The 22,033-nt window shown below is 72.1% G+C and carries 21 protein-coding genes and 5 tRNA genes; 9 read left to right on the top strand and 17 right to left on the bottom strand.

The annotated features are described in order from the left end of the window. Positions 1 to 123: 123 nt before the first annotated feature. A complete protein-coding gene (locus LMU33_RS25840; RefSeq protein ID WP_228622993.1) occupies positions 124 to 1,971 on the top strand; it encodes an HSP90 family protein in 1,848 nt (615 codons plus the stop codon). Next, positions 1,968 to 5,636: a tetratricopeptide repeat protein gene (locus LMU33_RS25835; RefSeq protein ID WP_228622992.1), complete on the top strand. Its 3,669-nt coding sequence runs from the start codon at positions 1,968 to 1,970 to the stop codon at positions 5,634 to 5,636. Before LMU33_RS25840 ends, LMU33_RS25835 begins: the two co-directional genes overlap by 4 nt. Positions 5,637 to 5,645: 9 nt before the next feature. On the opposite strand, the gene LMU33_RS25830 is transcribed toward LMU33_RS25835, so the two are convergent. Further along, complete coding sequence (locus LMU33_RS25830) at positions 5,646 to 7,418, bottom strand: DAK2 domain-containing protein (protein WP_228622991.1); 1,773 nt, start codon at positions 7,416 to 7,418, stop codon at positions 5,646 to 5,648. 260 nt (positions 7,419 to 7,678) lie between these two features. On the opposite strand from LMU33_RS25830, the gene rpmB reads away from it, so the two are divergent. Beyond that, positions 7,679 to 7,864: a 50S ribosomal protein L28 gene (gene rpmB, locus LMU33_RS25825; protein WP_009190838.1), complete on the top strand. Its 186-nt coding sequence runs from the start codon at positions 7,679 to 7,681 to the stop codon at positions 7,862 to 7,864. Between the two features lie 142 nt (positions 7,865 to 8,006). Here the strand turns inward: rpmB and thiD are convergent, their stop codons facing one another. Both thiD and LMU33_RS25815 read right to left on the bottom strand, forming a co-directional pair. Next, positions 8,007 to 8,816 (bottom strand): bifunctional hydroxymethylpyrimidine kinase/phosphomethylpyrimidine kinase, encoded by an 810-nt coding sequence (gene thiD, locus LMU33_RS25820; protein ID WP_228622990.1) that lies wholly within the window; start codon positions 8,814 to 8,816, stop codon positions 8,007 to 8,009. Further along, complete coding sequence (locus LMU33_RS25815; protein ID WP_228622989.1) at positions 8,813 to 9,778, bottom strand: thiamine-phosphate kinase; 966 nt, start codon at positions 9,776 to 9,778, stop codon at positions 8,813 to 8,815. Before LMU33_RS25815 ends, thiD begins: the two co-directional genes overlap by 4 nt. Before the next feature lie 247 nt (positions 9,779 to 10,025). Between LMU33_RS25815 and LMU33_RS25810 the strand changes: the two genes are divergently transcribed. Next, the gene (locus tag LMU33_RS25810) at positions 10,026 to 10,259 is read left to right on the top strand and encodes an Lrp/AsnC family transcriptional regulator (RefSeq protein ID WP_003997603.1); all 234 of its coding nucleotides are present in this window, start codon (positions 10,026 to 10,028) and stop codon (positions 10,257 to 10,259) included. Positions 10,260 to 10,279: 20 nt separating this feature from the next. After that, positions 10,280 to 10,801 (top strand): DUF3515 domain-containing protein, encoded by a 522-nt coding sequence (locus LMU33_RS25805; protein ID WP_228622988.1) that lies wholly within the window; start codon positions 10,280 to 10,282, stop codon positions 10,799 to 10,801. A 12-nt stretch (positions 10,802 to 10,813) separates the two neighbouring features. Here the strand turns inward: LMU33_RS25805 and LMU33_RS25800 are convergent, their stop codons facing one another. The 3 genes from LMU33_RS25800 to LMU33_RS25790 are packed head-to-tail and all read right to left on the bottom strand — an operon-like array spanning position 10,814 to position 13,826. Beyond that, complete coding sequence (locus LMU33_RS25800) at positions 10,814 to 11,971, bottom strand: D-alanine--D-alanine ligase family protein (RefSeq protein ID WP_228622987.1); 1,158 nt, start codon at positions 11,969 to 11,971, stop codon at positions 10,814 to 10,816. A gap of 59 nt (positions 11,972 to 12,030) precedes the next feature. Then, a complete protein-coding gene (locus tag LMU33_RS25795) occupies positions 12,031 to 13,041 on the bottom strand; it encodes an NAD(P)H-dependent glycerol-3-phosphate dehydrogenase (protein ID WP_228622986.1) in 1,011 nt (336 codons plus the stop codon). Further along, the gene (locus LMU33_RS25790) at positions 13,038 to 13,826 is read right to left on the bottom strand and encodes a lysophospholipid acyltransferase family protein (protein ID WP_228622985.1); all 789 of its coding nucleotides are present in this window, start codon (positions 13,824 to 13,826) and stop codon (positions 13,038 to 13,040) included. The genes LMU33_RS25795 and LMU33_RS25790 overlap by 4 nt, the downstream gene beginning before the upstream one ends. Positions 13,827 to 13,980: 154 nt before the next feature. On the opposite strand from LMU33_RS25790, the gene cofC reads away from it, so the two are divergent. Both cofC and LMU33_RS25780 read left to right on the top strand, forming a co-directional pair. After that, positions 13,981 to 14,619, top strand: coding sequence for a 2-phospho-L-lactate guanylyltransferase (gene cofC / locus LMU33_RS25785; protein ID WP_228622984.1), 639 nt, complete (start codon positions 13,981 to 13,983; stop codon positions 14,617 to 14,619). 221 nt (positions 14,620 to 14,840) lie between these two features. Beyond that, the gene (locus LMU33_RS25780; protein WP_228622983.1) at positions 14,841 to 15,044 is read left to right on the top strand and encodes a hypothetical protein; all 204 of its coding nucleotides are present in this window, start codon (positions 14,841 to 14,843) and stop codon (positions 15,042 to 15,044) included. 70 nt (positions 15,045 to 15,114) lie between these two features. Here LMU33_RS25780 and LMU33_RS25775 read toward each other — a convergent pair whose 3' ends face one another. From LMU33_RS25775 to leuC, 4 genes are all read right to left on the bottom strand, one after another. Then, complete coding sequence (locus tag LMU33_RS25775) at positions 15,115 to 15,762, bottom strand: HU family DNA-binding protein (protein ID WP_228622982.1); 648 nt, start codon at positions 15,760 to 15,762, stop codon at positions 15,115 to 15,117. A 136-nt stretch (positions 15,763 to 15,898) separates the two neighbouring features. After that, positions 15,899 to 16,129, bottom strand: coding sequence for an SCO5555 family protein (locus tag LMU33_RS25770; protein WP_228622981.1), 231 nt, complete (start codon positions 16,127 to 16,129; stop codon positions 15,899 to 15,901). Positions 16,130 to 16,392: 263 nt separating this feature from the next. Further along, positions 16,393 to 16,986 (bottom strand): 3-isopropylmalate dehydratase small subunit, encoded by a 594-nt coding sequence (leuD, locus tag LMU33_RS25765; RefSeq protein WP_228622979.1) that lies wholly within the window; start codon positions 16,984 to 16,986, stop codon positions 16,393 to 16,395. Between the two features lie 6 nt (positions 16,987 to 16,992). Continuing rightward, complete coding sequence (leuC, locus tag LMU33_RS25760) at positions 16,993 to 18,417, bottom strand: 3-isopropylmalate dehydratase large subunit (RefSeq protein ID WP_228622978.1); 1,425 nt, start codon at positions 18,415 to 18,417, stop codon at positions 16,993 to 16,995. 208 nt (positions 18,418 to 18,625) lie between these two features. On the opposite strand from leuC, the gene ndgR reads away from it, so the two are divergent. Continuing rightward, entirely contained in the window at positions 18,626 to 19,342 is a 717-nt protein-coding gene (gene ndgR, locus LMU33_RS25755; RefSeq protein ID WP_009320373.1) for an IclR family transcriptional regulator NdgR, read from the top strand. 84 nt (positions 19,343 to 19,426) lie between these two features. Here the strand turns inward: ndgR and LMU33_RS25750 are convergent, their stop codons facing one another. After that, positions 19,427 to 19,936: a DUF4188 domain-containing protein gene (locus LMU33_RS25750; protein ID WP_228622976.1), complete on the bottom strand. Its 510-nt coding sequence runs from the start codon at positions 19,934 to 19,936 to the stop codon at positions 19,427 to 19,429. 80 nt (positions 19,937 to 20,016) lie between these two features. Between LMU33_RS25750 and LMU33_RS25745 the strand changes: the two genes are divergently transcribed. Next, positions 20,017 to 20,661: a MerR family transcriptional regulator gene (locus LMU33_RS25745; protein WP_228622974.1), complete on the top strand. Its 645-nt coding sequence runs from the start codon at positions 20,017 to 20,019 to the stop codon at positions 20,659 to 20,661. Between the two features lie 51 nt (positions 20,662 to 20,712). On the opposite strand, the gene LMU33_RS25740 is transcribed toward LMU33_RS25745, so the two are convergent. The 6 genes from LMU33_RS25740 to LMU33_RS25715 all read right to left on the bottom strand — a co-directional run bounded on the left by LMU33_RS25740 (position 20,713) and on the right by LMU33_RS25715 (position 21,996). Next, positions 20,713 to 20,785, bottom strand: a tRNA-Glu gene (locus tag LMU33_RS25740). A 28-nt stretch (positions 20,786 to 20,813) separates the two neighbouring features. Beyond that, positions 20,814 to 20,885: transfer RNA gene (locus tag LMU33_RS25735), tRNA-Gln, on the bottom strand. 21 nt (positions 20,886 to 20,906) lie between these two features. Continuing rightward, positions 20,907 to 20,979 (bottom strand) — tRNA-Glu (locus LMU33_RS25730). A 29-nt stretch (positions 20,980 to 21,008) separates the two neighbouring features. Further along, positions 21,009 to 21,081, bottom strand: a tRNA-Glu gene (locus LMU33_RS25725). A 21-nt stretch (positions 21,082 to 21,102) separates the two neighbouring features. After that, a tRNA-Gln gene (locus tag LMU33_RS25720) sits at positions 21,103 to 21,174 on the bottom strand. A 90-nt stretch (positions 21,175 to 21,264) separates the two neighbouring features. After that, positions 21,265 to 21,996 (bottom strand): HAD family hydrolase, encoded by a 732-nt coding sequence (locus LMU33_RS25715; protein ID WP_228622973.1) that lies wholly within the window; start codon positions 21,994 to 21,996, stop codon positions 21,265 to 21,267. Positions 21,997 to 22,033 lie beyond the last annotated feature (37 nt).

Here is a 22,033-nt window from a genome sequence, read left to right as displayed (position 1 = left end):
ACCCCTGGTCGGCCGGACTGTTCCGGCTCTAGGATGGCGCGCTCCGGCCATCCCCCGCGGTCACCGCCCCGCCGGGACCGCCCGACCCCGCGCCGCACGCACTCCCCCTGCGGCGCAGTGACGATGGACTCCCAGACCCCGAAGTCATCCCAGGCATCCCAGTCACCTCATACACCTCCCCCACCTCACATGTTCCAGGTCGACCTGCGCGGCCTGGTGGACCTGCTCTCCCACCACCTCTACTCGAGTCCCAAGGTCTACCTGCGCGAGCTGCTGCAGAACGCGGTGGACGCGGTCACCGCCCGGCGGGCCGCGGAGCCGGACGCGCCGGCGCTGGTCCGGCTGCACCCGGCGGAGGGCGGCCTGCGGGTGGAGGACAGCGGGATCGGGCTCACCGAGGCCGACGTGCACGACCTGCTGGCCACCATCGGGCGCAGTTCCAAGCGGGCCGAGGGCCTGCAGGAGGCCCGTTCGGACTTCCTCGGCCAGTTCGGCATCGGTCTGCTGGCCTGTTTCGTGGTCGCCGAGCGGATCCGGGTGGTCAGCCGCAGCGCCCGTACGCCCGGCGCGCCGCCGGTGGAGTGGACGGCGCGCGACGACGGCTCGTACACCGTGCGGACGCTGCCCGCCTCCGCGCGGCCCGAGCCCGGCACGACCGTCCACCTGACCGCGCGGCCCGGGGCGGCCGAGTGGCTGGCGCCGGAGCGGGTGCTGACCCTGGCCCGCGACTTCGGCGCGCTGCTGCCCTACGACGTCCGGGTGGGCGAGGAGCCGGTCACCGATCTGCCCGCGCCCTGGGACCGGCCCTATCCGAGCCCTGCGCGCAGACGGGTCGCGCTGGCCCGGCACTGTCACGAGCTGTTCGGGTTCACCCCGCTGGACTCGATCGACCTGGACGTGCCGCTGGCCGGGATCCGCGGGGTCGCGTACGTACTGCCGGCGGCCGTGAGCCCCGCCCAGCGGGCGGGCCACCGAGTGCACCTGAAGGGCATGCTGCTGACCGAGCGGGCCGAACAGCTGCTCCCCGACTGGGCGTTCTTCGTGCGCTGCGTGCTGGACACCGACAGCCTGCGGCCGACGGCCTCGCGCGAGTCGCTGTACGAGGACGAGACGCTGGCCGCGGTGCGCGAGGCGCTCGGGGAAAGGATCCGCTCCTGGCTCACGGGGCTCGCCGCCGGTGATCCGGAGCGGCTCGCGGCCTTCCTCGCCGTACACCACCTGGGTGTGAAGTCCCTCGCCCGGCACGACCGCGAGATGCTGCGCACCATGCTGCCCTGGCTGCCGTTCGAGACGACCGACGGGCAGCTGTCCCTGGAGGAGTTCGCGCAGCGGCACCCGGTGGTGCACTTCACGCGGACCGTCGAGGAGTACCGTCAGGTCGCGCCGATCGCCTCCGCACAGGGCGTCGGCGTGGTCAACGGCGGCTACACGTACGACGGCGAGCTGGTCGAGGCGCTGCCGTCGGTGCGGCCGGGGACCGTGGTCGCCGAGCTGGACGCGGACACCGTGACCGCGCACCTGGACTCGATCGACCCCGGAGAGGAGCTGGCCCTGTCCGGCTTCCTGGCGGCCGCGCGGGCGAAGCTGGACCCGCTGGGCTGTGACGTCGTCCTACGGGCCTTCCACCCCCTGTCCGTGCCCGCGCTGCACCTGGACGACCGGGCCGCACGGCACGAGCAGGCGCGCGCGGCGGCCGAGGAGCAGGCCGACGACCTGTGGGCGGGCATCCTCGGCTCGCTGCGCGGCAGCGCACCACGCGCGCGTCTGGTGCTCAACCATCTCAACCCGCTGGTGCGGCGCATCGGTTCGCTGAAGGACCCGGAACTGATCGGCACCGCCACCGAGTCGCTGTACGGGCAGGCCCTGCTGATGGCGCAGCGCCCGCTCAGGCCGGCCGACTCGGCGCTGCTGAACCGGGCGTTCATCGGCCTGCTGGAGTGGGCGACCCATGGGGAGGGTGACGGGCGATGAGCGCGATCACGGACTTCGACGCGCTGCGCCGGGCGATGGCGGAGAACTCCGAGCAGCCGGAGGGCCCGGCCCGCAACGCGCGCGCGGAGCAGCTGCTGGCCGCGGCGGAGGGCCTCGGCATCCCGCTGGCCGTCATCGAGGCGCTCGGGCACCAGCTGAAGGTCTACAACTACAGCTCCGAGGAGGACAAGATGTTCGTCCCGTTCGCGCGGCTGCTGCGCATGTGGGACGAACGACCCGAGGACTTCGACGCGTACGAGGCGCACTCGCTGCACTGGGTCTTCAAGTGGATGTCGGCGGGCATGCTGGGCCAGCCGCACATCCCGCTCGCCTCGATCGAGCAGTGGCTCGGCGAGATGGAGCACCGCTACCGGCTCGCCGGGTACTCCGAACGGGCCGTGCGCGGCGCCGAGTTCAGCGTGGCCGCGCACATCGGCGACGTGACGCGGGCGGAGCGGGCGTACGCGGCGTGGCTCGCCGCGGACCGCGACGAGATGGCCGACTGTCACGCCTGCGAGCTGCACGGGCAGGGCGTCTGGCAGGTCGAGCGCGGGCGGGACGAGGAGGCGCTCGAGCTGTGGCGGCCGGTGCTGGAGGGCGAGTTCGCGTGCGCGCACGAACCGCACACCGTGCTCGCCTCCTCGCTGGCCCCGTTGCTGCGACTGGGACGCGTGGACGAGGCACGCGCGAACCATCTGCGGGGCCTGCGCCTCGTACGCCCGATGGAGTCGATGCGCGGCGCGTACGCCGACCATGTGGAGTTCTGCGCGCTGACCGGGAACGAGGCGCGCGCACTGGAACTGCTCGCCGAGCGGCCCGCCTACTTCACGGACACCGGGCATCCGCGCAGCCGGCTGGAGTTCACGTCGGTGGTGACGCTGCTGATGGACCGGCTGACCGAGCTGGGCCTCGGCGATCAGCGGGTGCCGGGGCCGGCCGGGCGGACCTGGACGGCGGGCGAACTCGCCGCCCATGCGCGCGTGGAGACGCGGGAACTGGCCGAGCGGTTCGACCGGCGCAACGGCACGTCGAGCGTCGGCGACCGGGCACGCGCGCGTATGACCCAGCGGCCACTGGTGGACCGGCTGCCGCTGGGCGTGCGTACGGTGCGCCCCGTGCCGGCACCGGTGGCCGCGCCCCCGCCGCCGGAGGGGCCCGGCGAGCCCGACCTGGCGGCCCTGCTCGCCGAGGCACGGCGGCTGTCGGACACCCTGCAGCCGCACGCGCTCCAGGCGTGGGCGGCGGTCGCGCTGGCCGCGCAGGGCAGGGAGCTGGAGCCGCGCGACCGCGCGGAGCTCGCCGACCACGAGGCGATGTCCCGCGGCCCTGCGGGCCTCGAGCTGTTCGAGCGGGCAGCGGCCCTGTACGCGGAGGCGGGCGACCTCGGCGAGGCCCTGGCGGCACGCGCGCGTGGAGCGTACGTCCGCGCGCTGACGGGCGATGTGGACACGGCACTGGCGACGGTCAACGGTCTGTACGACGAGGCGCTGGCCCTGTACGCCGAGGAGGCCACCGGCGTACGGCAGACGGCGTCGGTGCTGATGAGCCGGGCCCGGATCCTGATGCGGTACGCCCACGAGGGAACCCCGGTGCTGGAGGACCCGGCCCCGAACACGACCGGTCCCGCCCCTCGGTCCACGGTCCAGGCGCCGGCCTCGGACGAGCCGGAGCGCGAGGGCCTGCTGCCGGGCGGAGCGACCTCCGGCGGAGCGGCATCCCTTCAGCCGAAGCCCGACGAGGCCGTGCCCGGCGCGCCCATCACCGCAGAGGCAGCCGCCCCCCGGCCAAGCCCCGGGGACAACGGGCCCGGCGAACCTGCCTCCGGCGAGGCCACCGTCCATCAGGTGGGGCCCGGGGGCGCATCCGGCGAGCCTGGCGCCCATCGGCCGGAACCCCAGGACAGTGCACCCGGCGGGCCCACCTCCCGCGAGCCGGACGCCTATCGGCCGGCGCCCCAGTACAGGGCACCCGGCGAACCAGCCGCCCCCCGGCCAGGCCCCGAGAGCAGCTTGCCCGGCGGGCCAGCCTTCCGCGAGCAGGGCTCCGGCGAGACAGCCGCTCACCGGCCAAGCCCCCCGGACAGCGCGCCCGGCGAGCCGGCCTCCGAACCAGCCGACCGTAGGCCAGGGCCCGAGGACAGCTTGCCCGGCGGCCCGGCCTCCCGCGAGCCGGCCGCCGGCGAACCAGCCGCCCACAGGCCAGGACCGGGGCACAACAGGTCCGGCGAACCGGCCTCCGGTGACGCAGCCGCCCATCGGCCAGGGGTCGGGGACAGCGGGCCCGGTGAGCCGGTCTCCGGTGGGGCCGTGGAGGAGCGGCTCGTGCGGGTCGAGAAGGCCGTGGGTGAGGTGCTGGCGCTGGTCGGCGGGCGGGGCGCGGACGATGTGCGGCTGGCCGCTCGGGCCGCGGAGGCGCGGGGCATGCTGGCCGAGCTCGCCGGGCTGCGCGGGGACGCCGGGAGAGCCGCGGAGCTGTTCCGGCGGGCCGCCGACGCGTACGTGAGCGCCGGACTGCCGTGGTTCGCCGTGGAGTACGAGGTGCAGGTCGCCGCGCTCGCCCACCAGGCCGGTGACCCGGCCGGGGCCGAGCGGGCTCTGCGGGTCGCGCTGGAGCACGGCGGGCCGTACGTGGAGCCGGTCGGGCGGGCCCAGCTGCATCTGCAGCTCGCCGAGGTCGTCGGCGCCCGGGGTGGGATCGCCGAGGCCGCCGAGCACGCGCTGGAGGCCGCGCACTGGGCCGACGAGGCGGGCGAGAGCGGCACGCTGGGTGCCTGGGCGCGGCAGCAGCTGGGCGGGTTCCTGCTGCGGCAGGGTCGATTCGCCGAGGCCGCCGAGGTGCTGGAGTCGGCGCTGGCCGACCTGACCGCCGAGACGCACGGGGACGGGGCCGTCGTACAGGCGCGGTGGTGGCTCGGGGACTGTCTGGGCGAGCTCGGCGAGCACCGGGCGGCGGCCGAACACCGGCTGCGGGCGGCGGAGACCGCCCGGCACTGGCCCGAGCAGCAGGATCACGCCACGCTCGCCCACCTCGCCGCCGAGTCGCTGGGCAAGGCCGGTCTGCCGGAGGAAGCCGACCGGGCCTACGCGCGGGCGGGTGAACTGTGGCGCGCACTGGGCAACCCGGCCTTCCTCGTCCGTTCGCTGCGCGCCCGCGGCTGGCTGGCCCTGCGCGGGGACGGCGGATCGGAGAGCGCACGGGAGCTGATGGCGGAGGCGGTGCGCGAGTGCGAGCGGGCGCGGGAGGCCGCGGCCGACCCGGTGTCCCGGGAACAGCTCACGGGCGAACTCGCCCACACCCACCACCAGTTCGGCGACCTGCTGACCCGCTCGGCGATCGAGCGGGACCAGGAGGACGCGGAGGACGCGGAGGACGACGGGCAGGACGAGGAGGCCGAAGGCGGCGTGATCCAGGGTCTGTTCGAGGCAGCGCTGGTCCAGATGGACCGGGCGGCCGATCTGTTCGGCACGCTGGGCGCGGACGGGCTGCACGACCGTACCGGTGCCGAACTGGCCGCCGGCCGGCTGGCGGCCGGCCTCGGCCGGCCCGCGGAGGCGGCGGCACGCGCGCGTGCCGTGCTCGCGGCCTACGCGGGTGCCGACGACGAGGACGGGACGGTCCGGGCGCGGCGGGCGGAGGCCACCGGGATGCTCGGGCCGCAAGAGTGAGGCGCGGGGTCACTCCACGCCGATGAGCAGCAGGGTCCCCTGCCGGCCGCCCCGGTACACGACCGTGTCCACGGCGAGGTAGGACTCCCGTACGCGGGCCTCGAGGTGTTCGGCGACGGTCTCGGGGGCCTCGTCGCCGACGACGAGGGTGACGAGTTCGCCGCCGGCCTGGAGCATGCGGTCCAGGACGGTCGCGGCGGTGGTGGTGACGTCGGCGCCGATCACGGCCACGTCGCCGTCGATCAGCCCGAGCACGTCCCCGGCCTGGCAGATGCCGGCCGTCGTCCAGGACTGGTGTTCGGCGACGACGACCTCGGCGTACCGGGTGGCGCCCGCCGCCGCGGTCATCTGGACCACGTCCTCGTCGAACCGGCGCTCCGGCTCGTGCACGGCGAGCGCGGCGATGCCCTGGACCGCCGAGCGGGTCGGGATCAGGGCCACCCGGATGCCGTCGGCGCGGGCCTGCTCGGCGGCCGCCGCGGCCGTGTGGCGCAGCTCGGCGTCGTTGGGCAGCAGGACCACCTCGCGCGCGTGGGCCCGCCGTACGGCCTGCACCAGCTCCCCGCTGGCGGGCGGCTCCCCGGGACGCGCGAGCACGGTCGTGGCGCCCGCCTCGGTGTACAGCCCGGCCAGGCCCTCGCCCGGTACGACGGCGACGACGGCCCGCTGGGCGCGCTCGCGCGGGGGCCGCTCACCGCCGGTGTGCACGTCCCCGAGCCCGAAGTGGGTGATCCGGATCCGGTACGGCCGTCCGGCCTCCACGCCCGCCTCCACGGCGGCGCCCGCGTCGTCGGCGTGCACATGGACGTTCCACAGCCCGTCGCCGCCGACCACGACCAGGGAGTCGCCGAGCGCGTCGAGGCGTTCCCGGAGCCGGGCCACGGCCGTGTCGCCCGCCTCCAGCAGATAGATCACCTCGTAGGCGGGCCCGTCGGCGTCGGCGCACCGGCCGGCGTCGGACATGCCCTCCCCGCGCGCGGGCCCGCCCACGCGCGCGCGAGCGCCGGGAACCGCGTCCGCGTCCTCACCGGCGGCCAGGGCCTGCGGGCTCCGCCCTACCGCCGAGGTCTCCGGGCTCTCCGGCACCGCCGGGCTCTCCCAGGCCGCCGGAGGCTCCCGCACCGCCTCCCCCGTGAACGCCTCCACCAGCGCCCCCAGCACCGCCACGAGCCCACGTCCGCCGGCGTCGACCACCCCGGCCCGGCCGAGCACGGGCAGCTGGCCCGGAGTGGCCGCGAGTGCCGTACGCGCACCCTCGTAGGCCGCCCGCGCGACCGCGCCGCAGTCGCCCTCGGCCTCCTCGGCGGCCTCGGCGGCGGCCGAGGCGACGGTCAGCACCGTGCCCTCGACGGGGTGGGCCACGGCCTGCCGGGCGGAGTCGGCAGCCCGCCGCAGCGCCCGCCGCAGCGCCGCGCCCTCGATCCGGGGCGCCTCGCGCCCGGTGTCGTCGGCGAGCACCTGCGCCATGCCGCGCAGCAGCTGCGCCAGGATCGTCCCGGAGTTGCCGCGGGCCCCGATGAGCGCCCCGTGGGCCATCGCGTGCACGGCGTCCGCCAGGGAGGGCTCCCCCGCGCCCGTCCCGTACCCGGCGAACACCGCCTCCACGGCCGTGGCCGCCGATTCCAGGGTGAGGTAGAGATTGGTTCCGGTGTCGCCGTCGGCCACCGGATAGACATTGATCGCGTCGATCTCCTCACGCGCGCGACCGAGCGCTCCGAGCGCCAGACCGCACCAGGTGCGCACCGCGAGAGCATCGAGGAATGTCTGCGGCACCTGCGCCACCTGCGCCTCCCTGACCTGCTGGCTGAACGTGGTCGCAGCGTAGACCCAGGAACCCTGTCCACCGGAAGAGGGCCGGGAGCGGGGCCCTGAGCTGCCATGGTAGTTTCGTTGTACGGGCGCAGCCGTTGTATGCTGCTCCGGTTGCCCGATCCGATCGGGCCGTTCCCCTGGCAACGCCACTCAAGATCTCAGGTCTTAAGATCTCGATCCCGGCATGCCGGGATTAACCGTAAGTGCATCTGAAGTCTTTGGAGTGACCCGTGGCTGCCAACTGCGACGTCTGCGGCAAGGGGCCGGGCTTCGGCAACAACATCTCGTTTTCGCACCGCCGTACGTCCCGTCGCTGGAACCCGAACATCCAGCGTGTGCGTACCGTGGTCGGCGGGACGCCGAAGCGCGTGAACGCTTGCACCTCGTGCATCAAGGCCGGCAAGGTCTCGCGCTGACGCTACAGCTGAGCGCGCGGCCACTGCCTGGTTCGCTGCACTGAGCCGGTCCACCCGAGGGTGGACCGGCTTTTTGCCGTACCCGGAGCCCGGCCGTCGTCCCTCTGCCGTACCCGGGGCTCTTTGCCGTCCCCGGCCCGGGTCACCCCCGCAGCCGCCAGCCGTGATCCACCGGCCCGATCCCCGCGCCGAGCGTGAATCCGGCGGCGATCGCCCCCGTGACGTACTCCTTGGCCGCCGTGACCGCCTCCGGCACGGAGAGCCCCTTGGCCAGCCCCGACGCGATGGCGGAAGCCAGTGTGCAGCCCGTGCCGTGCGTGTGCCGGTTGTCGTGGCGCGGCGCCCGCAGCCAGTGCTCGGCCGAGCCGTCGGTCAGCAGGTCGACCGCCTGGTTCCCGCCCGCCCGCCCTGCGTCTGCGGACAGGTGCCCGCCCTTGATCAGCACCCAGCGCGGCCCGTACTCCAGCACGGCCGCCGCGGCCGGTCGCAGGTCGTCCTCGGACTCGACCCGCACCCCGGTGAGTTGTGCCACCTCGTCGAGGTTCGGGGTCGCCACGGTCGCCGCCGGGAGCAGCTGCGTGCGTACGGTGTCCAGCGCGGACGCGGCCAGCAGCGGGTCGCCGTGCTTGGAGACGCCCACCGGGTCCACGACGGCCGGAGCGTCCGTACCGGAGATCAACTCGGCGACCGTCCCGACCAGTTCCGCGGAGGCCAGCATGCCGGTCTTGACGGCCTGGACGCCGATGTCGTCCACGACGCTGCGGTACTGGGCCCGTACCGCCTCCACGGGCAGCTCCCAGGCGCCCTGCACGCCCAGGGAGTTCTGTGCGGTCACCGCCGTGATCACGCTCATCCCGTGCACGCCCAGCGCCAGCATGGTCTTCAGGTCGGCCTGGATGCCGGCCCCGCCGCCGGAGTCCGAGCCCGCCACGGTCAGTACGCGCGGGATCATGACTCGATGTCCCCGAAGTGGTCCCAGCCGCCCTTGCTGGTCCAGGGCGCCCCGTCGACGGTCACCTGGGGCAGCGCGGAGGGGTTGAGGACCTCGCCGATGACCTTCCAGCGGGCCGGGAGCTTGGTGTCCGACGGGAAGGTCGCGACGATCGCGTGGTCCTCTCCCCCGGTCAGCACCCACTGCAGCGGGTCGACGCCGACGGCCTGCCCGATGTCGTTCATCTGGGTCGGGATGTCGATCGCGCCCGAGCGGATGTCGATGCGGACCTTGCTGGCCTCGGCGATGTGCCCGAGGTCGGCGATCAGCCCGTCGCTCACGTCGCACATCGCGGTCGCGCCGAGCGCGGCGGCCGCCGGGCCCGCGTGGTACGGCGGCTCGGGGCGGCGGTGGGCCTCCACGAAGGCGCGCGGGGAGCGGAAACCCCGGGAGAGGACCGCGTAACCGGCCGCGGACCAGCCCAGCCAGCCCGTGACGGCCACCAGGTCGCCGGGCTGGGCACCGGCCCGTGTGACGGGCTCCTGGTTGCGCAGATCGCCGAGCGCGGTGATCGACACCATGATCGTGTCACCGCGTACGACGTCACCGCCGACCACGGAGGCGCCCGCCACCTGGCACTCGTCGCGCAGGCCGTCCATCAGCTCGCTGGGCCAGGTCACCGGGAGTTCGGCCGGGACGACCAGGCCGAGCAGCAGGGCGGTCGGTACGGCGCCCATCGCGGCGATGTCGGCGAGGTTCTGCGCCGCCGCCTTGCGGCCGACGTCGTAGGCCGTGGACCAGTCGCGGCGGAAGTGCCGCCCCTCCAGCAGGATGTCGGTGCTCGCCACCACCCGCCGGTCGGGCGCGGCGACCACCGCGGCGTCGTCGCCGGGGCCGATCCGGACCGCCGGGGTGGTGGTGAGACGGGAGGTGAGCTCCCTGATGAGCCCGAACTCCCCGAGCTCACCAACAGTGCCCTTCATTGCCCTTGCTCCCCTTCTCTGCCATGCCGTGCCCAGTCGCGCGTCATCAGTGTCCCCGATACGGTCGAGGTGACTGTCGATACGGTCCGGAAGACCGTCGGAACGGTCCTTGCGACCGTCAACTTCCGTCGTGCCTGCACCCTGGCGCGCAAGCCCGGTTCCCGCAGGTCTCCCCGCGGGGAGCGGCAACGCGATACCGTGGCGTTCCTTTTCCCCACATGATCCTCGTGGCCGCCCTGGAGGTTCCGTGGTACAGGCGTACATCCTGATCCAGACGGAGGTCGGCAAGGCGTCGACCGTCGCCGAGACGATCAGCAAGATCCCTGGAGTGATCCAGGCCGAGGACGTGACGGGACCGTACGACGTCATCGTGCGCGCCCAGGCCGACACGGTCGACGACCTCGGTCGCATGGTGGTCGCCAAGGTCCAGCAAGTGGACGGCATCACCCGCACCCTGACCTGTCCGGTCGTGCATCTGTAGCCCCCGTCTACGCTTGGCCGGTGAACATCTTCCGTCACCGGCCCCTCGGTCTGCTCGCGCCCGCGCTGCTGATCGCGGTCGCGGGCTGCTCCTCGGCAGACGACAGCGCCGCCGTGGCGGTTCCCAGCCCCGACGCGAAGACGGCGCCGGTGTGCCGGGCGCTGCACCGGGTGCTGCCCCAGAAGCTCGACGGGCGAAGCCGCAACGACCCCGAACCCCGGTCCGCCTACACGGCGGGCTGGGGAAACCCGGCGATCATACTGCGCTGCGGTGTCGTACGGCCGCCGAAGATGATCGACCCCAAGGTGGCCGAGGGAGGTGACCCCGACGCCATCGCGGGCGGGGTGAACGGCGTCGACTGGCTGATGGAGAAGCAGGCCGACGGCACCTGGCGGTTCACCACCGCGGGCCGTGCGGCGTACGTGCAGATCGGCCTGCCCAAGGGCATGTCCGCGCAGGAGGAGGGCACGGCCGTGCTCACGGATCTCGCGGCGGCCGTGAAGAAGGCGATCCCCAAGGGGATCGCCTCCATGCGCGGGTGACTCGCGGGCCGCTCAGCGCAGTCCGGTCGAGCGGCGCAGCGCCGCCCGCACCAGGCGGTCGATCAGCTCCGGGTAGCCGACGCCGCTGGCCTGCCACATCTGCGGGTACATCGAGATCGGCGTGAAGCCGGGCAGGGTGTTGATCTCGTTGATCACGAACTCGCCGTCCTCGGTGAGGAAGAAGTCCGCGCGGACCAGGCCCTCGCAGGAGACCGCCTCGAACGCCTCGACCGCGAGCCGCTGCACCTCGGCGGTCTGCTCCCCGGTGAGCGGCGCGGGGACGATTCCGGGCGTGGAGTCGATGTACTTGGCCTCGAAGTCGTAGTACGCGTGCGCGTCCGGCGGCGGGATCTCGGCCGGGACGGAGGCGCGCGGGCCGTCCTCGAACTCCAGGACGCCGCACTCGATCTCCCGGCCGCGTACGGCGGCCTCGACGAGGATCTTCGGGTCGTGGGCCTGCGCGGTGGCGATCGCCTCGTCCAGTCCGGACAGGTCGTCGACCTTGGTGATGCCGATGGACGAGCCCGCGCGCGCGGGCTTCACGAACAGCGGCCAGCCGTGCTCGCCCGCGAAGTCGATGATCTTCTTGCGGGCGGCGGACTCGTCCTGCTGCCACTCGCGGGGCCGGATCACCACGTACGGGCCGACCTTGAGCCCGTAGGACGTGAAGATCCGCTTCATGTACTCCTTGTCCTGGCCGACGGCCGAGGCGAGCACACCGGCGCCCACGTACGGCACCCCGGACAGCTCCAGGAGGCCCTGCAGGGTGCCGTCCTCGCCGTAGGGGCCGTGCAGCACCGGGAAGACCACGTCGACCTCGCCGAGCGCCTTGGGCACCGAGCCGGGCTCGCTGTAGACGACCTCGCGGTTCGCGGGGTCGACGGGGAGCACCACGCCGCCCTCGTGCGACTCCGCCAGCTCCTCGACGGCGGGCAGGCGGCGGTCGGTGATGGCCATCCGCTCCGGCTCGTCGGCGGTGAGCACCCAACGGCCCTCCCGCGTGATGCCGATCGGCAGGACGTCGTACTTGGTCCGGTCGATGGCCTTGAGGACGGCCCCGGCGGTGACCATGGAGATCCCGTGTTCGGAGCTGCGCCCGCCGAACACGACGGCCACGCGCGGCTTGCGAGGCGGCTGCTCAGGGCTCTGGGGGAGGTTCTCGGTGCTCATATCGCGTTGAGAGTACCCGTTGGTAGAGCCCGGATACAGCGCCGACTCAGAAGGTTCGCTCAGCGTCGTTCGGGCTTCGCGCTGCGCGACATCAGCTCCTTGACGGCGACCACCGGGGACTTGCCCTCGTGGACGATGGCGACGACCGTCTCGGTGATGGGCATGTCGACGCCGTGCCGGCGGGCCAGATCCAGCACGGACTCGCAGGACTTGACGCCCTCGGCGGTCTGCTTGGTGACCGCGATGGTCTCCTGCAGGGTCATGCCCTTGCCGAGGTTGGTGCCGAAGGTGTGGTTGCGGGACAGCGGCGAGGAGCAGGTCGCCACCAGGTCGCCGAGGCCCGCGAGTCCGGAGAAGGTCAGCGGGTCGGCGCCGAGCACGACGCCGAGCCGCGCGGTCTCGGCGAGGCCCCGGGTGATGAGCGAGCCCTTGGCGTTGTCGCCGAGCCCCATGCCGTCCGCGATGCCGACGGCGAGCCCGATGACGTTCTTCACGGCACCGCCCAGCTCGCAGCCCACCACGTCGGTCTCCGTGTACGGCCGGAAGTACGGCGTGTGACAGGCGGCCTGGAGGCGCTGGGCGACGGAGGCGTCGGTGCAGGCGACCACGGCGGCGGCCGGCATGCGGGCGGCGATCTCACGGGCCAGGTTGGGCCCGGTGACGACCGCGATGCGGTCGGAGCCGACCTTGGCGACGTCGTCGACGACCTCGCTCATCCGCATGGTGGAGCCGAGTTCGACGCCCTTCATCAGGGAGACGAGCACGGTGCCCGGGGCCAGCAGCGGGGTCCACTCGGCGAGGTTGGCGCGCAGCGTCTGTGAGGGGACGGCGAGGACGGTGAAGTCGGCGTCGCGCAGGGCCTCGGCCGGGTCCGAGGTGGCTCTGAGGTTCTCCGGGAGTTCGACGCCGGGCAGGTAGTCGGGGTTGGTCCGCGTCGAGTTGACGGCCTCGGCCAGCTCGGGGCGGCGGGCCCACAGGGTCACCTCGCAGCCCGCGTCGGCGAGCACCATACCGAAGGCGGTGCCCCATGAGCCGGTGCCCATGACCGCCGCCTTGACCGCCTTGCTCACTTGCCCTGCCCCTCCGGTTCCTTGCCTTTGGCCTGCGCCGTCTGCGCCGTCTGCGCCTCGGTGCGGCGCCGCTGTTCGATCCGCTCGCGGCGGGGGTCGTAGGGCGTCTCGGGCGCCTTCTCGCCGCGGATCTCCTCGAGCCGGCGGGTGATGGCCGCCATGATGACCTCCGTGGCCTCCTTGAGCAGGTCCGGGGTCATCTCCTTGTCGTAGAAGCGCGAGAGGTCCACGGGCGGGCCCGCGAGCACGTGATGGGTCTTGCGCGGGAAGAGGTTCGGCTTCTTGGCGTACGGCGGCAGCAGTTCGTTGGCGCCCCACTGGGCGACCGGGATGACCGGGCACTTGGTCTGCAGGGCGACGCGCGCGGCACCTGTCTTGCCGGTCATGGGCCAGCCGTTCGGATCGCGGGTGAGGGTGCCCTCGGGGTAGAAGGCGACGCACTCGCCGCGCTCCACGGCGTCGATCGCGGCCCGGAAGGCGCTGAGCGCGTCCGTCGACTCGCGGTAGACGGGGATCTGTCCGGTGCCGCGCATGGCGGCGCCGACGAATCCCTTCTTGAAAAGCCCGCTCTTCGCGAGGAATCGCGGAACCCGTCCGGTGTTGTACTGATAGTGCGCGTACGCGAAGGGGTCCACGTGGGAATTGTGGTTCACCACGGTGATAAATCCGCCCTCGGCCGGAATGTGCTCCATTCCGCGCCAGTCCCGCTTGATCAGAACCACCAGCGGCGGTTTGCAGATCACCGCGGCGAAGCGGTACCAGAAGCCGATTCTGCGGCGGGGCACAAGGACACCTTCCTCTAGGGGCTGCCACCCCGGCGGGGGCCGCACGATTGTCGCCCCGTGCCGCCGGTCTGTCGAGGACACCGTACGCCCCGCCACCGAAAGTGCCAGATGGCGCGGGGGACAATGATCGTGACGAGAGAGGGACGGTACGCCGGTGCAGTGGACCTTGGTCATCCCCCTGAAGCCCCTGTCGCGGGCCAAGAGCAGGCTCTCGGACACCGCCGGGGACGGGGTGCGCCCGGGGCTGGCGCTCGCGTTCGCGCAGGACACGGTGGCCGCGGCGCTGTCCTGTACGGCCGTGGCGGATGTGGCGGTCGTCACGGACGACGAGCGGGCGGCGCGCGAGCTGGCGGCGCTGGGCGCGCGGATCGTCCCGGACACGCCGGGAAGCGGTCTGAACGCCGCGCTGGCGCACGGCGCGGCGGTCGTACGGGAAATGCGCCCGCGCACACCTGTTGCCGCCCTGAACGCCGATCTGCCGGCGTTGCGCCCGGCGGAACTGGCCGTCGTCCTGGGCGCGGCGGCGGAGTTCTCCCGGGCGTTTCTCGCGGATGCGGCGGGGCTGGGCACGACGTTGCTGGCCGCGCTGCCCGACGGGGAATTGCAGCCGGAGTTCGGCATTGATTCCCGTTCCCGGCACCGGGGCTCGGGGGCAGAGGAACTCCGGCTGGCGGGCGTGGATTCAGTACGGCAGGACGTGGACACCGGGGACGATCTGCGGGCGGCGCTGGCCTTGGGCGTCGGCCCGTATACGGCCGCGGTTTCGGCGGGTTTGCTGATCCCCGGATTCTGAACGCAGGCCGGGGCCGGGCAGGGCTGGGGGCGCTGCTCGCCCAGAGGTGCCGCAGCCACGGCGCGAACGCGGGTGCGGCGGCCGCAACCCCTGGGGGGCGCGGGGCTGTGTCGATGTGCGGCTCCGCCGCGTGGGCGCGACCGGCCACGACGGGCCCGCAGCCCGCAAACGGCCGCAGCCCCGCGGCACATCCCGCACCGGCGAACACTAGGCTGGCCGTCATGCAGGCCACCGCATACACGTACGACCCCGAAACCCGCAGCGGACAGGTGCTCCTCGACGACGGCACCCCGGTGCCGTTCGACGCCGCCGCGTTCACCGCCGGGGGCCTGTTGCTGCTGCGCCCCGGGCAGCGGGTGCGGATCGAGACGGAGGGAACCGGTGACGCCCTGCGCATCACCCTCGTAACCCTTCAAACGCTGTAACTGCCCTTACACACGCCGCGGGCCGGGCTCCCTGGGGAGTCCGGCCCGGCGCGTGAGTGCCCTGGCGTCCTTACGACGTCGCCTTGCGGGCAGTGGCCTTCTTGGCGGTGGTCTTGCGGGCCGTCGACTTCTTGGCCGGGGCCTTCTTCGCGGTGACCTTCTTCGCCGGGGCCTTCTTGGCCGCCGCCTTCTTGGCGGTGGTCTTCTTCGCCGCGGTGGTCTTGGCGGCCGCCGTGGTCTTCTTGGCGGGCGCCTTCTTCGCCGTGGTCTTCTTCGCGGCGGCCGCCTTCTTCGTCGGCGCCGCCTTCTTGGCCGTGACCTTCTTCGCGGCCGCCTTGGTGATCTTCTTCGCGGCGGCCTTCTTGACCGTCGCCGCGGCCCCGCCGGTCAGGCTGCCCTTGGGCGCCTTCTTGACCGAGACCTCGCCACCGCGCGGCAGCTTCTTCGAGCCGCTCACCAGGTCCTTGAACCCCTGACCGGCGCGGAAGCGCGGCACGGAGGTCTTCTTGACCCGAACCCGCTCGCCGGTCTGAGGGTTGCGGGCATAGCGGGCGGGGCGGTCCACCTTCTCGAAGGAGCCGAAGCCGGTGACCGAGACCCGCTCGCCCGCGACGACCGCGCGGACGATGGCGTCCAGGACATGATCGACAGCCTCGGCGGCCTGCTGGCGGCCACCCACCTTCTCGGCAATCGCTTCTACGAGCTGCGCCTTGTTCACGTCTTCCCCTTCGGAGACATCGCCAGAACGAAAGTGTTCAAGCTTTTTCGCACGTTAGGCAGATATATACCGCAAATCAAACACGAAACGGGCTTATCACCCTTGTGCCGCAACGGACTCGGTGGCCTCGGGCTGTTCAGTCGTCCTCGCCGGGGATCCGGCCCTCGTCGAGGTCCGCGTTGAACCGCTCGAGCCGCCTTGCCGCAGCGGCGAGATCGTGCTTGGCCGCGGCCGTAATGACCAGCAGCTTCCGGGTCAGCGCCATCCGTACGCCCTCCGGGACTTGCAGTGCGCGCACCCTTGAGTGCGCTTCCTTGAGTTGGTTCGCGACCGCCGTATAGAGCTGGAGTTGGCCGTCGTGTCCCATGCACAGATTGTGCCATCTGGGGCGAGTTGTCGCCTGCGCAGGGGGCAACTGCCGCCTCAAATGGCCTTCCAGGCACTTGCGGAGGACGCGATCCCAGCACTCACGTACCCAGGCAACGGCCTTGGTAACGTGGCAAGTTGAGCGCGGAGTGAGAACCTCACGGGGCCGTTCGGGTGCAGACACGGCCGTACCCCCGATCGTGGCGATCGGGGGTACGGCCGGGGTGTTGGGTGGCCGAAACGCGACGCGCTCGGCGGGTTGGATCAGATCTGGAGCGTCCGCGGCTTGTAGGACGGCCGCTTGGCCTCGTACGCGGCGATGTCGGCCTCGCTCTGGAGCGTGATGGAGATGTCGTCCAGGCCGTTCAGCAGCCGCCAGCGGGAGTTCTCGTCCAGTTCGAAGGAGGCGGTGATGCCCTCCGCGCGAACCTCACGAGTCTCAAGGTCAACAGTGACCTCAGCAGTGGGATCCTGTTCCGTCAGTTCCCACAGGGCGTCCACGATCTTCTGGTCCAGGACCACCGTGAGCAGGCCGTTCTTCAGCGAGTTGCCCCGGAAGATGTCCGCGAAGCGGGAGGAGATCACGGCCTTGAAGCCGTAGTTCTGCAGCGCCCAGACGGCGTGCTCGCGGGAGGAGCCGGTGCCGAAGTCGGGGCCTGCGACCAGGACGGTCGCGCCCTGCCGCTCGGGGCGGTTGAGGATGAAGTTCTCGTCCTTGCGCCAGGCCTCGAACAGCCCGTCCTCGAAACCGTCCCGCGTGACCTTCTTGAGCCAGTGAGCAGGGATGATCTGGTCGGTGTCGACGTTGCTGCGGCGCAGCGGGACGGCCCGGCCGGTGTGGGTGGTGAAGGCTTCCATGATTTCTCAGACTCCAGCGGGCACAGGGGCGTCGGACAGGTCGGCGGGCGAGGCCAGGCGGCCCAGGACGGCGGTGGCGGCCGCGACCTGCGGCGACACCAGGTGCGTACGACCGCCCTTGCCCTGCCGGCCCTCGAAGTTGCGGTTGGAGGTGGAGGCGGAGCGCTCGCCCGGGGCCAGCTGGTCGGGGTTCATGCCGAGGCACATCGAGCAGCCCGCGTGCCGCCATTCGGCGCCGGCCTCCTTGAAGACCACGTCCAGGCCCTCGGAGACGGCCTGCAGACCCACGCGCGCGGAGCCCGGGACGACCAGCATCCGTACGCCGTCGGCGACTTTGCGGCCCTTGAGGAGGTCGGCGGCGGCGCGCAGGTCCTCGATGCGGCCGTTGGTGCAGGAGCCTACGAAGACGGTGTCCACCTTGATGGAGCGCAGCGGCTGGCCGGCGTCCAACCCCATGTATTCCAGGGCCTTTTCGGCGGCGAGGCGCTCCGAAGCGTCTTCGTACGAAGCCGGGTCGGGGACGTTCGCCGAAAGCGGCGCGCCCTGGCCGGGGTTGGTGCCCCAGGTGACGAACGGCGACAGCTCGTCGGCGTTGATCACGACCTCGGCGTCGAACTCGGCGTCGTCGTCCGTCCTCAGCGTCTTCCAGTACGCGACGGCGGCGTCCCAGTCGGCGCCCTCGGGGGCGTGCGGGCGGCCCTTGAGGTACTCGAAGGTGGTCTCGTCCGGGGCGATCATGCCCGCGCGGGCGCCGGCCTCGATCGACATGTTGCAGATGGTCATCCGGGCCTCCATCGAGAGCTTCTCGATGGCGGAGCCGCGGTACTCCAGGATGTAGCCCTGGCCGCCGCCCGTACCGATCTTCGCGATGATCGCCAGGATCAGGTCCTTGGCGGTGACGCCCTCGGGCAGCTCGCCCTCGACGGTGATGGCCATGGTCCTGGGACGGGCCAGCGGCAGCGTCTGGGTGGCCAGCACGTGCTCGACCTGGGAGGTGCCGATGCCGAACGCCAGCGCACCGAAGGCGCCGTGCGTGGAGGTGTGGGAGTCACCGCAGACCACGGTCGTGCCGGGCTGGGTCAGGCCCAGCTGGGGGCCGACGACGTGCACGACGCCCTGCTCGACGTCGCCCAGCGGGTGCAGGCGCACACCGAACTCGGCGCAGTTCTTGCGCAGCGTCTCCAGCTGGGCGCGGGAGACCGGGTCGGCGATGGGCTTGTCGATGTCGAGGGTCGGGGTGTTGTGGTCCTCGGTGGCGATGGTGAGGTCGAGGCGGCGCACCTGGCGGCCGTTCTGGCGCAGCCCGTCGAAGGCCTGCGGGCTGGTCACCTCGTGCAGCAGGTGCAGATCGATGAAGAGGAGGTCGGGCTCGCCCTCGGCGCGCCGGACGACGTGGTCGTCCCAGACCTTCTCCGCGAGTGTCCTACCCATCGCTTTCCCTCCGGCCGGCAAACGTCCACCGGCCCAACTAGAGATCTTGAGGAAGCGGCGACTGCCCTGTTGAGGGCCCCATGAAGTGGTGATTCCGGGCGTCCACCGCCGGGCCCGTTGGTCTGCGGGCCGTTGTGTGATTCCAGAGTGGCGCGTTCCACGGAAAATTGAACTTGCGTTTCACAGAGTGAGACGCAAGTATCGTTGCATGGACAACAGTAGCGGCGTCGGCGTTCTGGACAAGGCGGCCCTCGTCCTGAGCGCTCTGGAGTCCGGTCCGGCCACCCTCGCGGGTCTGGTCGGCGCGACCGGACTGGCACGACCCACGGCTCACCGCCTGGCCGTGGCTTTGGAACACCACCGCATGGTGGCACGCGACATGCAGGGCCGTTTCATCCTCGGCCCGCGTCTCGCGGAGCTGGCGGCGGCGGCCGGCGAGGACCGCCTGCTGGCGACGGCGGGCCCCGTGCTCACCCACCTCCGTGACGTCACCGGCGAGAGTGCGCAGCTCTACCGGCGCCAGGGTGACATGCGGATCTGTGTGGCCGCGGCGGAGCGGCTGTCCGGCCTGCGGGACACCGTCCCGGTCGGTTCGACGCTCACGATGAAGGCCGGCTCCTCGGCCCAGATCCTGATGGCGTGGGAGGAGCCCGAGCGGCTGCACCGCGGTCTGCAGGGTGCCCGCTTCACGGCGACGGCCCTGTCGGGCGTACGGCGGCGCGGCTGGGCCCAGTCCATCGGCGAGCGCGAGCCGGGCGTCGCGTCCGTCTCCGCGCCGGTGCGCGGCCCCTCCAACCGCGTGGTGGCCGCGGTGTCCGTCTCCGGGCCGATCGAGCGCCTGACCCGCCACCCGGGCCGTATGCACGCCCAGGCGGTCATCGACGCCGCCGCCCGCCTCTCGGAGGCCCTGCGCCGTTCGGGCTGAGCCCGACGCCCGGGAATGTCCGGGAACACCGAGGAGGGCCTGCCCCAACGCCGCGGCAGGCCCTCCTTGCTCCCCCGATCCCGGTCAGCCGGCCTTCTCGGCCTCCGGCGCCTTCTGCGTCCGGTGGGCGAACCGGTCCTTGGCGTACCGGCCCCGCTTCTCCAGCGGGATCTGCCCGTGCGCGGCCGCGAGGCCGAAGGCCGGCATGTCCCCGTAGATCGCCTCGTACGAGCCCTCCGGCACGACGTACGCCTCGTGCCAGATCCCGACCTGACCGCGCAGCCTGCCGCTGCGCTCCTTGCGGTTGAGTGCGGCCCACGCCCGGTGGTGGAACGCGTCCGGCGCGGTCGCGTAGGCGTACAGCTTGTCCTTGGACTCCCAGTACTGCACGACGTAGTACGTCCGCGGCGACGCCGTCAGCAGCACCTTGGCGCGCAGGCCCCGCGCGGGGTCCTTCTCCAGCTCCCGCAGCATGCGGAACATTCCCAGCATCACCGGCAGCCACAGGTGCACGGCCCAGAAACGGTTGATGCGCATGCCGATCAGCAGGACGACGACCTCGCCCTCCGCGTCGGCGGTCGTACGGGACACCATGACTTCCCCCTCGTTGGTGAGCTGCGCTATCCAAGTGCCGATGCTTGGATAGTGCCGTTACCCAAGAGGGGGCGCAAGACATGCGGCTAGCCGAACTGAGCAGACGCAGCGGTGTGTCCACCGCGACGATCAAGTACTACCTGCGCGAAGGCCTGTTGCCGCCGGGCCGCCAGCTCAACGCGACCACGGCCGAGTACGACGAGGAGCACCTGCGCCGGCTGCGGCTGGTGCGCGCGATGATCCAGGTCGGCGGGCTGCCGGTGGCCGCGGTCCGTGAGGTGCTGCGGAACGTCGACGACGAGTCCCTCAGCCGTACGATCCGGCTGGGCGCGGCCCTGTGGGCGCTTCCGCAGGTGCCGGAGCCGGACGAGGAGGACGACTTCGTGCGGGCCGCGCACCGGGAAGCGGACGGGCTGCTGGAGGCGCTGGGCTGGTCCAACGCCCGGCTGCTGACGACCATCTCGCCCGCGTACCGCTCCCTGGTGGTGTCGGTGGCCGCGTTCCGCAGGCTCGGCTACGACTGGGGCGCCGAACTGCTGGTGGAGTACGGCAAGTTGATGCACGAGGTCGCGAAACTCGACCTGGACGTCGTGGAGACGTACCCGTCGGAGGCGGAGAAGGTGGAGACGGCGGTGCTCGGTGCCGTACTGACCGAGTCGATGCTGCAGGCGCTGCGCCGGCTGGCCCAGGAGGAGGAGTCGGGCCGACGGTACGGCTTCGAGTAGGGCCGGGTACGGCGAAGGCCCCCCACCGAAGTGGAGGGCCTTCCCTGTGCGTACCCCCGACCGGATTCGAACCGGCGCTACCGCCTTGAGAGGGCGGCGTGCTAGGCCGCTACACAACGGGGGCATGGACTCTGCGTTTCCGCAGGTCCGAGCTGGTCTACCTGGACTCGAACCAAGACTAACTGAACCAGAATCAGTCGTGCTGCCAATTACACCATAGACCAATGATGGTTTAGACCAGTCAGTACCCCCGACCGGATTCGAACCGGCGCTACCGCCTTGAGAGGGCGGCGTGCTAGGCCGCTACACAACGGGGGCCCTAGCGATCCCGACAGGATCAGGATCAGTACCCCCGACCGGATTCGAACCGGCGCTACTGCCTTGAGAGGGCAGCGTGCTAGGCCGCTACACAACGGGGGCTTTGCAGATAAGCTCTGCGAGCTGGCCTACCTGGACTCGAACCAAGACTAACTGAACCAGAATCAGTCGTGCTGCCAATTACACCATAGGCCACTGGAACTCAAGCCCCTGCGGGGTCCTCGTTCTAGCTTGCTCCTCGGGGCTCCGGCCTTCCGGCCCGCTCCCCTCGGCGCAGGAAGAACATTACCCGAAGGTGGACGGGGCTCCAAAACGGGTATCCGCGCGGACGAGCGCGGGGAGTTCGGCGAGGGTCGAGATCCGGCGGCAGACGACCTCCCCGGCCCCCTGCGCCGAGCCCGTCCCGCGATCGATCCACACGGACAGCAGCCCGGCCTCGGCGGCGCCCCGCCCGTCGATCTCCGGGTGGTCGCCGACGTACGCCACCTCGTGCGGAGGCAGCCGCAGCGCCTCGCAGACGGCCAGGAAGGCGCCGGCCTCCGGCTTGGAGACGCCCATCTCGGCGGCGCACAGCACGACCTCGAAGCGGTCGAGGAGGCCGAGGGTGCGCAGCTTGTGCTCCTGGACCGTGAGGCTGGAGTTGGACAGCACCGCGTGCCGGTGGCTGGCGGAGAGGGCCTCCAGGGCGGGCAGGACGTCCGGGAAGAGGCTCCAGGCGGCCTCGTAGTGCCCTATGTACCGCTGGAACCAGGCGTCACACTCGGCGTCGGTCAGCTCCGTGTCCAGGAAGACCCGCACGCGGTCCCGCCGCTGCCCCTCGAAGCTGACCTCCCCCGCCGAGAACCGCGCCCACTGGCTGTCGGTGATCTCCCGCCACCGGGCGAGGGCCTGCTCCGGGCCGTCGTACCCGGCGAGCAGCCCTTCCGCCGCCAGATGCGCCCGCATCCCCGCGCGGTCGGCGGTCGTGTAGTCGAACAGGGTGTCGTCCACGTCCCAGACCACGGCTCTGATCGTCATGACACCGACCGTACCGCCGAACGGCTGGCAGACTGGT

It is taken from the genome of Streptomyces barringtoniae (assembly GCF_020819595.1).
Lineage (GTDB): Bacteria > Actinomycetota > Actinomycetes > Streptomycetales > Streptomycetaceae > Streptomyces > Streptomyces barringtoniae.
Note: the sequence above shows the minus strand (reverse complement) of the source record. Positions and strands in the feature narration are given on the sequence as shown.